The 12,860-nt window shown below is 42.8% G+C and carries 13 protein-coding genes; 8 read left to right on the plus strand and 5 right to left on the minus strand.

The window, feature by feature from the left end; genetic code table 11:
* Positions 1-42 precede the first annotated feature (42 nt).
* Both V7K97_RS26800 and V7K97_RS26805 read left to right on the plus strand, forming a co-directional pair.
* Positions 43-954, plus strand: a complete 912-nt coding sequence (locus V7K97_RS26800; protein WP_334804017.1) for a HipA-like protein — start codon at positions 43-45, stop codon at positions 952-954.
* On the plus strand, positions 951-1,721 hold the full coding sequence (locus V7K97_RS26805) for an HIRAN domain-containing protein (protein ID WP_334804018.1): 771 nt from the start codon (positions 951-953) through the stop codon (positions 1,719-1,721). The genes V7K97_RS26800 and V7K97_RS26805 overlap by 4 nt, the downstream gene beginning before the upstream one ends.
* On the opposite strand, the gene V7K97_RS26810 is transcribed toward V7K97_RS26805, so the two are convergent.
* Complete coding sequence (locus tag V7K97_RS26810; protein WP_334804019.1) at positions 1,700-2,689, minus strand: carbohydrate kinase family protein; 990 nt, start codon at positions 2,687-2,689, stop codon at positions 1,700-1,702. The two genes, V7K97_RS26805 and V7K97_RS26810, sit on opposite strands and share 22 nt — an antisense overlap.
* A 362-nt stretch (positions 2,690-3,051) precedes the next feature.
* On the opposite strand from V7K97_RS26810, the gene V7K97_RS26815 reads away from it, so the two are divergent.
* Positions 3,052-3,315: a helix-turn-helix domain-containing protein gene (locus V7K97_RS26815; RefSeq protein WP_334804020.1), complete on the plus strand. Its 264-nt coding sequence runs from the start codon at positions 3,052-3,054 to the stop codon at positions 3,313-3,315.
* 363 nt (positions 3,316-3,678) lie between these two features.
* Here V7K97_RS26815 and V7K97_RS26820 read toward each other — a convergent pair whose 3' ends face one another.
* Positions 3,679-5,259 carry a group II intron reverse transcriptase/maturase gene (locus V7K97_RS26820; RefSeq protein ID WP_334804021.1) on the minus strand — a complete coding sequence of 527 codons (1,581 nt, stop codon included), beginning with the start codon at positions 5,257-5,259 and terminating at the stop codon, positions 3,679-3,681.
* 1,202 nt (positions 5,260-6,461) lie between these two features.
* Here V7K97_RS26820 and V7K97_RS26825 point away from each other — a divergent pair.
* From V7K97_RS26825 to rfbB, 3 genes are all read left to right on the plus strand, one after another.
* On the plus strand, positions 6,462-7,163 hold the full coding sequence (locus tag V7K97_RS26825) for a DUF6391 domain-containing protein (RefSeq protein ID WP_334804022.1): 702 nt from the start codon (positions 6,462-6,464) through the stop codon (positions 7,161-7,163).
* Positions 7,164-7,230: 67 nt separating this feature from the next.
* Complete coding sequence (locus V7K97_RS26830; RefSeq protein WP_334804023.1) at positions 7,231-8,229, plus strand: glycosyltransferase; 999 nt, start codon at positions 7,231-7,233, stop codon at positions 8,227-8,229.
* A gap of 49 nt (positions 8,230-8,278) precedes the next feature.
* Positions 8,279-9,340, plus strand: coding sequence for a dTDP-glucose 4,6-dehydratase (gene rfbB / locus V7K97_RS26835; RefSeq protein WP_334804024.1), 1,062 nt, complete (start codon positions 8,279-8,281; stop codon positions 9,338-9,340).
* Between the two features lie 164 nt (positions 9,341-9,504).
* Here rfbB and V7K97_RS26840 read toward each other — a convergent pair whose 3' ends face one another.
* On the minus strand, positions 9,505-9,825 hold the full coding sequence (locus tag V7K97_RS26840; RefSeq protein ID WP_334804025.1) for an addiction module antidote protein: 321 nt from the start codon (positions 9,823-9,825) through the stop codon (positions 9,505-9,507).
* A gap of 112 nt (positions 9,826-9,937) precedes the next feature.
* Here V7K97_RS26840 and V7K97_RS26845 point away from each other — a divergent pair, with 112 nt between their 5' ends.
* Together V7K97_RS26845 and V7K97_RS26850 are read left to right on the plus strand one after the other, a co-directional pair.
* Entirely contained in the window at positions 9,938-11,131 is a 1,194-nt protein-coding gene (locus tag V7K97_RS26845) for a serine/threonine protein kinase (protein ID WP_334804026.1), read from the plus strand.
* Between the two features lie 61 nt (positions 11,132-11,192).
* On the plus strand, positions 11,193-11,819 hold the full coding sequence (locus tag V7K97_RS26850; RefSeq protein WP_334804027.1) for a type I restriction enzyme HsdR N-terminal domain-containing protein: 627 nt from the start codon (positions 11,193-11,195) through the stop codon (positions 11,817-11,819).
* Between the two features lie 247 nt (positions 11,820-12,066).
* Here V7K97_RS26850 and msrA read toward each other — a convergent pair whose 3' ends face one another.
* Together msrA and V7K97_RS26860 are read right to left on the minus strand one after the other, a co-directional pair.
* A complete protein-coding gene (msrA, locus tag V7K97_RS26855) occupies positions 12,067-12,735 on the minus strand; it encodes a peptide-methionine (S)-S-oxide reductase MsrA (RefSeq protein ID WP_334804028.1) in 669 nt (222 codons plus the stop codon).
* Positions 12,689-12,820: a hypothetical protein gene (locus tag V7K97_RS26860; RefSeq protein WP_334804029.1), complete on the minus strand. Its 132-nt coding sequence runs from the start codon at positions 12,818-12,820 to the stop codon at positions 12,689-12,691. The genes msrA and V7K97_RS26860 overlap by 47 nt, the downstream gene beginning before the upstream one ends.
* Between the last annotated feature and the right edge of the window lie 40 nt (positions 12,821-12,860).

Here is a 12,860-nt window from a genome sequence, read left to right on the forward strand (position 1 = left end):
TGAAGTTAATAATTTGCTCTAAATCAGGCTTTCCCATAAATTATGCCAGAGCAGTTTTCGATCATTGAGGTTCCCCTAGACGCTCCTGACGCTGATGAAGATTTAGGAACCAAAGAAAAGTTCTGGTTTCGCCATCAGTATTTAGGTCGTTGTCTTTACAAGAAAGCTAGACCAAATACAGGAGAAGACTGGGCAGAAAAGATTGCAGCCCAGTTGTGTGAGTTGCTGGGTTTACCACATGCTGATTATGAACTAGCGACATTCAATGAGGAAAATGGCATTGTTTCACCCTCATTTTTGCCGCCTCAACAAGGTGCAATTCTCATCCTTGGTAATGAAGTTCTGGCTAGGATAGTATCCAATTATCCACAAGATTCTAAAGACCTATCCCAACACACAATAGATAATGTATTCAATGCTATCGGAGATGCTTCACTAAATTTACCCATCGACTGGACACCACCAGAGGGAATTAGTCATGCGACGGAAACTTTTGTTGGGTATTTACTTTTGGATGCTTGGATTGGAAATAGCGATCGACACCATGAAAATTGGGCACTCGTCAGTTTACAAGAGAAGATTTATCTAGCACCAACTTATGACCACGCCTCCTGTCTCGGTAGGAACGAGTCTGATTCTAAAAGGAAAAGCAGGTTAACCACAAAAGACGTTGGCTTCTCTGTCCAAGCGTATGTAGAAAGATGCAATTCTGCGTTGTATGCTAGATCTAATGATAAAAAAACCCTCAAGACTTTTAATGCATTTTGTGAAGCGCAACAACGGTATCCAGATGCAGCCAGGGTGTGGTTAAATAATTTAGCAAGGGTGTCAAGCAATGATACGTTAGAGCTTTTTGAGCATATTCCATCTAATCGCATATCGCAAACAGCAATTGAATTTGCACAAAAGATATTGGAGTTAAATCAAAATAAGCTGCTGGACACCCTACTATGAAAACACTTTTTTTAGCTTGGCAAGATCCTAAAAGTCGCGCTTGGTTTCCCATTGGTCGCTTAACATTTGACGGAAAAAAATATCAGTTTGTATATACGCAAGGTGCTGTTAAAGCTCAAGATCAACACAATTTTCAGCTATTGTATTCCTTCCCAGAGTTGAACAAAGAATACGCATCAGTTGAACTGTTCCCCTTATTTTCTAATCGATTAATGCGACGCTCTCGCCCTGACTACAAAAATTATATTGAATCGCTAAATATTCCCGAAGGTGAAGATGATCCAGTTAGCATTCTTTCTCGGAGTGGTGGACGCAAGGTAACAGATTATTTTGAAGTTTTCCCATGCCCAGAACCAGATGAAAATGGTTTATACCGCATCCATTTTTTTGCACATGGACTGCGGCATCTTCCTGCTTGTGCAACTGAGCGAATTAATCAATTACAAACGGGTGAACTGTTACATTTAGCTAACGAATTTCAAAATCCATCTGACCCGCGTGCATTGCTCTTATGCACTGAGGATCATCACATTGTAGGTTATTGCCCTCGATATATTGTGGATGATGTTTTTAAACTCAAGAACAAAAATTCAGAACTTCTAAAAGTAAAAGTTGAGCGCGTTAACCCAGTACCGACACCTCTCCAACTGCGTTTATTGTGCAATATGACCGCAGAATGGCATCAAGATTTTTGTCCATTTTCTAGCCAGGAGTATCAGCCTTTGACGGCTGATATTCCAGTGACTTATGCTAGTTCCGATAGTTGATGTGTGGCTAGAAAAGCTTCGACTTCAGCAGTTGTTGGTTGAGAAGCGATCGCACCTGGTTTAATGGTAGTCAGTGCCCCAACAGCACTGGCATAAGTGACAATGCGTTTTGCGGTTTCGGCATCCCGCAAGTTGTGAATACCATGCTGACTCAGTTGGTTGATGAATCCTGCCAAAAAGCTATCTCCTGCACCAGTTGTATCAACTACAGGGATGGAAAATGAGGGTAACTTGCCTTCGTTCTCACCCAGACAATAAGCACAACCGTTTTCTCCATCTGTCACCAGTACCCCTTCAATTGAAGCTAGACGGTAAGTGATGGCTCCGGGATCTGCGGTTTCAAATAGCCATTCAGCTTCTTCTTTGGAGAGTTTAAGAAAATCGACACGCTTAAATAATTCGGGAATTTTTTGATGGGCGATGTTTGGCTCATCCCAAAATACAGGACGCCAGTTGACATCCAGCACAATCTTCAAGTCGTAATGTTCTGCTAACTCTAAAGCGCGGTGAATTGCCTCTTCACTTTCAGGATAGGCTAATTCTAAAGTACCCAAAACCAGAAAATCTGCTTCTTGAAACAGCGAATCTGACAATTGTTTAGCTTGCAGGTGAGTATCGGCAAATTCTGTGGTGTCATACTGACCAAATCCGGCGAAAGTGCGATCGCCAGACAGATCCCGTGTAACATAAACTTGTCGCGTTGGTGCTGTGGGATGGCGTTGTACCCCCGTCGTATCTACACCTACATCTTGTAATAGCTTGACCAGTGCATTCCCTGGCTCATCTTCGCCAACGGCTCCGATAAATCCTACTGAAGTTCCCAGCTTGACTAAAGCACAAGCTACGTTAGCTGGCGCCCCTCCTGGGTAGGGAGTCCAGGATTTCACTTCTTCCAGCTTTAGTCCTAATTGATCGGCTAAACAATCAAACAAAATTTCACCAAGGCATAAAACACGGGGATTGCTCATCTCATTTTCAATTTTAGATTTCGATTTGGGATTAGGAATTTACAGTATAAAATCTACAATAATTTTTGCTAATCTGTCGCCAGTTCTTCATAGAATTAAATAGCAATTTTTAATACTCATATAGCATATATATGCTTCTAATCTCGGTTATTTTAGCTCAGTGCTTAGATAATATATTCGCCATAAATAGATATATTTATTACTTTAAATATTGCGTAGGTTAGATTAATGCCAACTTGAAATCCAAAGAAAATATTGACAATCGGATTACTGCTAATAGTTGAAACCCCTACCAACAGAAGAATCTTCTAGAATTAGAAAGAGCGATTAAGTACATATACCAAGGGAGGATAGAAATAGTTATGGCTGGTGGCAAGTCTGAGACCCCCGTTAGTCTGTCAGACAGAGAACTGCAAATTATCGACCTAGTGTCCGCTGGCTTAACTAACCAAGAAATTGCAGGAAAACTGGAGATTAGCAAGCGTACAGTTGATAACCATATCAGTAATATTCTCACCAAAACCCAGACAGAAAATCGAGTAGCTCTTGTCCGATGGGCTTTACAGTGGGGCAAAGTCTGTTTGAATGATGTGAATTGCTGTCTTCTGCCTAACCAGATCGAATAAACAATTTACTAGTAGCAGCGTAACTGCTCTGAACTGGTATAATTGCAACCCGATTTTGAAGTTGACTAATTGTTCCCCTGCTCACGCCTAAGTTTTCAGTGTGAACACTCTACCAAAAGTTCCGAGTCCTTCACTCAGCCAGGGTTTATGTTAGTGGAGCCAGCTGACCCTCGGACTCGGAAACTATAAAGATCAGAATTAGTTTCCAAATTGATTGAACCACCCCACCGCAAGGCGGATGGGGATTCCTGACAGCCCATGCTGACAGTGGGACATTGGTTGAGTCGATGGGGGATATTATTCCCCGCACCTCTCAGTTAAATCTGGACGTGCCCATTTCTGTGCATCCAGCTTCCGATGTTCTCAGCTTGCGCTTTTGCCCATGTGTTTGTAATCGTGACAACTCTCATGAATTGCTTCTAGATTATTCTTTTTCCAATTGGCGTGATTTCCGTCGATGTGGTGCAAATGTACCTTTTCTTCATCAATGAATTTCAGACCACAGGAAGCACATTTATGGCTTTGCTTATTAAGAGCTTTAGAGGTCATACCGTCATAGAGCTTACTATTACGCTCGCTCCAATAGGCTATATCTCCGTCATAGGGGGATTTTGTTCCTTTCACCATGACGTGCCTTCCTTCGGAGTAAGGAACTGATGGGAATGCTTTGTCTAATAACGTTTTACTAGAGTAGCGTGTTTTTTTAGTTTCCTTGTTGAATACCTTGAATGCTCTTGTTTCGATGTGGTATAACGAGTTTCTCGACCCGTCCATCTTGCAAAAGCGATGGTAATTTCTCCAGCCTCTAACTACCGGAGCTAGTTTCATAGCTTTTGTGGTAGCACCATAATTCGAGTTATTGACGATGTGTTTTACTTTCTTACGGAATGCTTTGAAGTTGTCCACTGAGGGAGTGCTTCTAAACTTTCCATTGCTCTGAACTTTGAAGTTCCAGCCGAGGAAATCAAACCCATCTGTCGCGGCGGTAACTTTGGTTTTCTTTTGGCTTACATTCATTCCGCGTTTGCGGAGGAACTCGCTGATTCTTTCAAGTATTTCTATCGCATCATCTTGGGGTCGAAGTATAATAACCATGTCGTCCGCGTATCGGATTGATGGCTCGGCAATTTTCTCTGTCGAGGTTTTGTCTGTTATTTTCCTTCCCTGTTTGTATCCCACATGATATCTGTGGATACTTTCAATTCCGTTAAGTGCGATATTAGCTAGTAATGGGCTAACTACTCCCCCTTGAGGCGTACCCTGTTCGGGGAATTCTGGGTTAACTCCAGCCTTGAGGCATCGGAAGATTCCGAGTTTTAAGCCTTTGGGTGCTATGAGTTCGTCCATTATTGCTGAGTGGTTAATCCGGTCGAAGCACTTTTCAATATCGAGTTCAATTACTCGTTTTTCTATTCCATTACCTTGGGAACATAAATTTTGAAAGATGTACTTTTGTGCATCGTGGGCAGAGCGCCCGGTTCTGAACCCATAACTTCTGGTGTGGAAAGTGGCTTCGTGTGCTGATTCGAGTGCATATTTTGCGAGGCATTGCCAAGCTCTATCTGCGATGGTGGGTATCTTAAGCATTCTGGTAGTCCCATCCTTCTTAGGGATGGGGATTTCCCGTAAGCCTTGATGTTTCCAATTTCCGCTATTCTTTCTCAGTAGTTCTTCAAGGTTGAAGCGTTCTTCAAATGAGAGGGATTTCTTACCATCAATACCAGCCGTTTTTTTACCCGCGTTTAGCTGTGATACTTGTCTTATTGCAAGAAATCGAGCTGAGGTTGATTTTAGAATAAGCTTTTGGAGTGACCTGGCTTTCCGCTTGTCTCCAACCTGAACAGCTTTGTACACGCGCTTTTGAAGGCGGAATAGGTTACGCCGGAATTTCTTCCAAGGTAGTGCTACCCATGATTCACTAGTTTTGTAACTGTGTCTAACCATACTCTTCTCTAGGTAGTGTATTCTGAACACCTCAAACCAATTACGGTCTGTCCTACCCGAACTGTGGGGATTCCTCCGCTCGTCTGGTCTACTTAAGGTTCGACTGCCCTAAGACCCACAATTCGTTTTTATTCGTTCCCTCGGAGAGATTGATAGTTCCGTTAGGCGTGGTCAATTCAACTACTGGACTCCCTTGACTCTTTGCCTCTATTTACTCAAAAATGTGGCGGGAGGTTAATTTCTCCAGTGAAGTCAGGGATTTTGTGTTACGCCCTGCTTGAGGGTAAGTTGCTTTTCTAGACCCTGTTTCGCCGTAAGAACTCCCTGTTAGCGCCAGTGTCAACCCGCAACGGCTGTCTGATTGCGCCCTGTTCCCAGCTTCACCCTGTAGAAACCGAGTCTACTCAGTGTGGGCAGGTAAGGAGTCAATTCTGAGTCTGAATGGTAGGACTTTCACCTACATCAAACCGAGAGTTCAACCTCTTTGTTGACAGTAATCTGCTGTCGGGCTGGATTAGTTATTTACGGACTGGATACCGTGATTCACTAATCAACGAATCGCACCAAGTATCCCTCTAGACCCTGAAACTAACACCCATACCAGAGGCGTAAGAATTGGGCTTACTTTTGGTTTAGATTCATGCTTTCAGAGTCCATCACTCAGCCAGATAGGTACGCTCTGCATTCTGATATTACTTGTCAGTTGTTTAGGCTTGCTGCTTTTAAGCAGTAGTGACTTACTGTGCCGGAGTCTCACCGAAACTAGAATGCTTCAACACGTAGATAGTTGCTCATACTCACTTTTCTATTTTAACATTCAAAGGTAATTGTCTACTTCGCTCCGCTCCGTACACCGCTATCCATCCCCAAGCGTATTGCATGGGGTTTTCCGCGAATCTTGATAAAACAAGACTGATGCCCCATGCCCAATGCCCACTTGCCCTGAGCGGAGCCGTACCACTTCGTGGAAGCAAGCTACGCGTAGCGTCTCGTAGAGAAGGGATGCCCCATGCCCACTTGCCCTGAGCGGAGCCGTACCACTTCGTGGAAGCAAGCTACGCGTAGCATCTCGTAGAGAAGGGATGCCCAATGCCCCATGCCCAAACTAAATAATCCACAAAAATTAGCAACAATTCAATGGTGCAAGCGTTACATTTGAGAGAAATCTATGTTGCCCCATCAGCTTTGGGAGGAGTGTTGCAATGAATACTTCCGCTTCTTTTCAGGGTAGCTCGTCTCCCTTTGAATTTTTTAACTTTGATTTTACAATACCTGTATCTGAGAAAGTTCCGAATGTTGAAGACCGATTTTCAGACTTTCCCCAACCTACACAAGATACCGACTTACTCAAACAGCTATCGTTTATTCCAGGGTTGAAAGAAATTTTGATGCTGCGGCAGGTTCACGCCTTAGAACACGCGACTGTTTGGGTTCTGAGCGAATCAAAAAGTGCTTATGCTGCCACAGGAGAACCCACTAAAGTTCAACTAGATAATGAACTATTAGGCGGTTTGTCTACTGAGCAGGGATTCTACCTTTATGGTGAGGTAAATATTAGTAATTTGCGGGCTGCTGTCGCACTTGCTCGACATCGCATCACCAGTGGAGAATGGGATTTGGCTGTACATCCCCGTTGTGGCACAAATTTATCAGTAGCAATGCTCTTAACAGCTGGACTAGCTGTAGGTGTGCATCTATTGCTACCATTTCGACCAATCGAGCAACTTATAGGTTTGGGTTTAGCGGCGACGACAGCCGCCGAACTCGCACCTGATTTAGGTTCTATGGCACAGCGTTATCTAACAACTGCCATTCCTTTTAACCTAGCAATTGAAAATATTACCCGTACACGCGACGTTTGGGGACGTGAGGCACATTTTGTTAAAGTGGGCTGGCAAGAATGAACAGAGTAAGGAAGCAGAGGGGCAGAGGAAAATAACCAATGTCCAATGCCCCAATCTAAAAAAAATTATGAGAAAACTTTACTTCTTACTACCCGGTACAGATGGCAAATTTGCCTGTGGTGGTCTTTGGGCAGAACTAAAAGCACTTAATTTAGTTCAGCATATTTGTAGTGCTGATGTTGTAACTTACCGTCAACGAGAAAAAGATAAGCTTTTTCTTGACGATTTGCTAAAAGAGAAAAATTTAAGTGATGTAATTTTTGTGATCAGTTGGGGATTTGATATAGCTCAACTCGTGGCTAAACTAAAGCAATACAATGTCGTTTACCATGCACATAGTGCAGGTTATCCATTTAGACTACCCGCGAGTATTCCGATCATCACTGTTAGCCGTTATACAATGGGATATTGGGGAGAAAAATCACCCAATTCTCTGATTTATTATTTGCCCAATCAAATTTCTGATGAGTTTCAAAATTTAGGTCTGGAACGGGATATTGATGTTTTAGTTCAGGCTCGTAAATCTTCTGAGTATTTAATTAAAGAATTGATTCCAGCGTTGCAAAAATGTTGTAAAGTATTGGTTGTTGATTCATACATAGAGGATTTACCTGGACTATTCAACCGAGCTAAGGTTTACCTCTATGATTCGGCTGAGTACTGGGCACAACAGCGCGTTAGTGAAGGATTTGGTCTGCAACCAATGGAAGCTCTTGCCTGTGGCTGCCAGGTATTTTCTAGTGTTAACGGTGGACTGGCTGATTACTTAGATCCTGGATTTAATTGCTATAAAATTGCTGGATATTCTCAAGAATATGATGTCCAACGTATTATCAAGGTGATTGATTCTTCAGTAATGTTTAGCTTGTCTGAAGAGTTTTTGGTTGAGCATCGAACTGAAAATATTATTCAGCGTTTTCAAGTTATTCTGGATGAGTTAAATGAATTTTTTGACCACAAGATACAGCAGCCATCTAATATTAAGGATTTGACGAGAATACGTCTGGCTAAATTACTCGCTCAGAGAATATACGGGAAGCTGGGGAAGAAATACTTTAAGCAATAGAAACGAACCGCAGAGGCGCAGAGAACACAGAGAGAAGAGAGGAAATTGAATGAGTCGGCGGTTATTAGTTACTGGGGGCGCGGGGTTTATTGGGGCGAATTTTGTCCATCATTGGTGTCAGGTTTATCCAGATGATCGGGTGGTGGTGTTGGATGCGCTTACCTACGCGGGGAATCGTCTGAATTTGGCGCTGGTTGAAGGTGGAGAGAATTTTCGGTTTGTGCAGGGGGATATTTGCGATCGCACCATCATAGACGAGCTATTATCAACAGAAAATATTGATACCATCGCCCATTTTGCTGCTGAATCTCATGTTGATCGTTCGATTCTTGGTCCGGCGGCTTTTGTGCAAACTAATGTAGTGGGAACTTTCACCCTACTAGAAGCTTTTCGGCAACATTGGGAGACAAAAGCACAGCCATCAGATTATCGTTTTCTACACGTTTCTACAGATGAAGTTTACGGTAGTTTGGGCGCAAATGACGCAGCTTTTTCTGAAACTACATCTTACGCTCCCAATAGTCCCTATTCAGCCTCGAAAGCTGGTAGCGATCATTTAGTCCGTGCTTATTATCATACTTATAAACTTCCAAGCATTATCACAAATTGCTCTAATAATTACGGACCTTATCAGTTTCCCGAAAAACTAATTCCCCTAATGTGTATCAACACTTTGATCGGAAAACCATTACCTGTTTACGGTGATGGTAAAAATGTGCGGGATTGGCTTTATGTGGGCGATCATTGTCTGGCTCTGGATGTGGTAATCAATCAGGGTAAACCAGGAGAAACATATAATATTGGTGGCAATAATGAGGTGGAAAATATTAACCTCGTGCAACTTTTATGTGAGATGATGGATGAATTAGCACCTGATTTACCAGTACGTCCAGCAAAGCAGTTAATTACTTTTGTCAAGGATAGACAGGGACACGATCGCAGATATGCAATTAATGCGAATAAGATTAAAACTGAGCTTGGTTGGACACCTTCAGTAACAATTGCTGAGGGTTTACGTTTAACTGTTGAATGGTATCTCAATCATCGTCATTGGTGGGAACCTCTGCTATCTGTGGAATATCAAGCTTACTATCGCAAAAATTATCTTTAACCCATATTCTGCACCCAATAGTGTCATACCATTTCTTTATGAAGATGCGCCTGTAGGACTTACCCGAAACCGCGCTGTAGGGGCAATTCATGAATTGCCCCCTACCTGAATAAAGCGCAGCCTCACATAGAATTGGTGTCACCATCGATTATTACTGTTGTGATTTACTCTGCTGATGGAGGCATGATTTTTTGTGGCGTGAGGCAATATCCCAGTGCCTTTATGATGGAATTGACGTTTTCAAGGCGCGGGTTGCCATTGCTGGATAAGGCTTTTTGCAATCCCCGTCGTGTCATGCCTATTTGCTCGGCTATCTCACTAATTCCTCGTACACGAGCAACGACGCGCAAGGATGCCAACAACGCGCCGGAATCGTTGTCTTCTGCATATTCCTGAAATATCTCGGTTAAATAATCGTCGATTTCTTCCGGGTGCTTACGGAAGTACTCTTCTTCAACTTCATCAAGTGTTTTAAATTTTCTCACCGATTAGGTACTCCTTTTTCAATAAATTATCAGGCTCCCACAGTTTATCTAGATAATGACTATCCTTGAATATAAGGGAATGAAATCAGCGTAAACTGCCAGCAGGTGTAAGATGCTGCAACCAGAACAGATATTACAAGACCGTTATCAAATTCAACGTCAACTCGGTAACAATGGAATTCGTCAAACTTGGCAAGCATTGGATTTACAAGCCTCTGATGGCGAAAATTCGACGGTTGTGGTCAAACTTTTGGCCTTTGGCGGTACCGTGCAGTGGGATGACCTGAAACTTTTTGAGAGGGAAGCACAAATTCTTAAACAGCTAAATCATCCTCGCATCCCCCGATATATAGATTATTTTTGTATCGACGATCGCACACTCTGGTTTGCCTTAATACAAGAATATATCCCTGGTGAGTCGCTTAAGGATAAACTTGCTGTTGGCAAAAGGTTTAGTGAAAAGCGAGCGAGGAAAATTGCTGGTGAGATTTTAAATATTCTCACCTATCTACATGAGTTAAATCCAGGGGTGTTGCATAGAGATATTAAGCCGAGTAATTTAATCTGGGGCGAAGATAATCGGATTTATTTAGTTGATTTTGGTGCAGTTCAGGATAAAGCGGCAAGAGAGGGCGTTACTTTTACCGTTGTCGGTACTTATGGTTATGCCCCAATGGAACAATTTGGTGGTCGAGCGGTTGCGGCTTCAGACCTCTATGCACTGGGTGCGACTTTGATTCATTTGCTCACTGGAACTTCACCCTCTGATTTACCACAACAGGATTTGCGACTGCAATTTACAGACCGAGTTAATCTCAGTCCCAGTTTCGTCAGTTGGCTACAAAAGTTAATAGAACCTGCTCCTGAACAAAGATTTGCTAGTGCTAGCCAAGCGCTAAATGCTCTCAAATCGGGGCTGACTGTCACATCTGCAAACAAGAATCAGCTTTTACCGCTAAAAGAAATAATCAACAATTCTGGATGCGGGATAAATAATCACAATGAAACAGTCCCAGAGGAAATTCTCGGTTGGAATTGGGGCGCGTTTTTGATGCCTTGGTTGTGGATGTGGCCGAATCAAACGTGGTATGGACTATTCTGTTTTATACCCCAAGTTGGGTGTTTAATGGCGATCGCACTTGGTGCCAAAGGCAATGAATGGGCTTGGAAAAGTAGACGGTGGCGCAGTATTGAGCAATTCAAAGCCCATCAAAGAGGCTGGGCGATCGCGGGGATTCTAATTGGAGCGCCTATTAGTATTATGCTGTGGGTCGGCGCGATCGCTTTGCTCAAATCGTCACTGTAAAGCACTCTTTTGGGTAAATATCAAGGGAAGGTTTTTTAGGCAAAGTATAAGGGTTCAACAAATGGTTCAAATTCTTCAAGGAAAAGATATCACCCTAGCCCAACTTATTGATGAATTTGGTCTACAACTTGGAGATGACGAAGATTTTTTTTCAGAATGGCGGCATGATTTACCTGAGTTGAGTGACTTAGAAAAGCAATCTCTCAACGAAGTCAAGGCAGAATATTTGCATCTATCGAAATATCCTATTTTAGAACCTGTAGTCAAAATGGTGGTGCTATCTCCACTATTGCGTCTAGCAGGTTTTTATCAACCGCCTTTCTACATTGCCTCAGAACAAGAGGTAAAAATTTCTTCTGAAGACGAAGGCAGGATTATCAGAGGACGTATTGACATCTTGGTGTTCCATCCTCCATTTTGGGTTTTGGTTATTGAGGCAAAACGAGCAGAATATTCATTAGTGCCAGCAATTCCCCAAGCATTGGCTTATATGTTAGCAGATGCAACTTCGGCTAAACCTGTTTTTGGGTTTATCACCAATGGTAATGAATTTAGATTTATTAAGTTGACGAAGCAGGGTACACCGAGATATGCATTATCTTACACACTGTCACTGAATCGTGGAGATGACCTACATACTGTTGTCAAAGTGTTAAAACGCCTAGCTCATTTAATTCGTAATTCGTAATTTTGTAGTGGCGTGTCAAGGCTAAATAAAATGTTGCAAAAAAATTGTAGGTTGAGTGGAGGCTTTGCCAAAGCCAACATCCTGATATATGTTGGGTTGCGCTCCGCTCCACCCAACCTACAAATATTCTTAACTAGACAAAACCTGTCCCTCTCCGACTCGGAGAGGGACAGACTTGAACTTTAGTTCAAGGCAGGGAGAGGTTCGTCGAACTCACCTTAAGTTGACTACCCCACCAACTCCATTTCTAACTACTAACTTGCGATTCAACTATACCCACGGGACAAGATACGTTTGTCCCACCTAAACCACAATACCCGTTGGGATTTTTAGCCAGGTATTGCTGATGGTAAGCTTCAGCGTAGTAGAACTCAGGCGCATCTAAGATTTCTGTGGTAATCTTGCCATAACCTGCACCGTTGAGAGCTTGCTGATAAGCTTCCCGCGATGCTTCTGCTAGCTGCTTTTGATTCTCGGAATATACATAAATTCCCGAACGGTATTGAGTGCCTGTATCATTACCTTGACGCATCCCTTGGGTAGGATTGTGGCTTTCCCAAAAGACTTTGAGCAGTTCGCCATAACTAATTACTTTGGGATCAAACACAACCAACACCACTTCATTGTGACCGGTTCGCCCACTACATACCTCTTCATAAGTGGGGTTGGGTGTTAAACCAGCAGCGTAACCCACTGCGGTGGTGTAAACTCCTTTAAGTTGCCAAAATTTGCGTTCTGCACCCCAAAAACAGCCCAAGCCAAAGATTGCCTTCTCTAATCCATCGGGATAAGGGGGTTGTAAGGGATTCTTGTTGACATAATGAGCTGCGGGTACTGACATAGATTGTGCCCTTCCTGACAACGCTTCGTCAGGTGTGGGCATAACTGACTTTTTGCCAAATCCGAATAGTGCCATTGATTTTGACTCTGATATATATCTTTACCTTATCTACCATTGTAAAGATTCTGGCGATCGCTTGGGGTCTTCTCAGAATCATCATTGGACTGTGTTGATAGTTACAGATGTATCTCAGTGTTTGC

Source organism: Nostoc sp., from assembly GCF_036917815.1.
In the GTDB taxonomy this organism is placed as follows: Bacteria; Cyanobacteriota; Cyanobacteriia; order Cyanobacteriales; family Nostocaceae; genus Nostoc.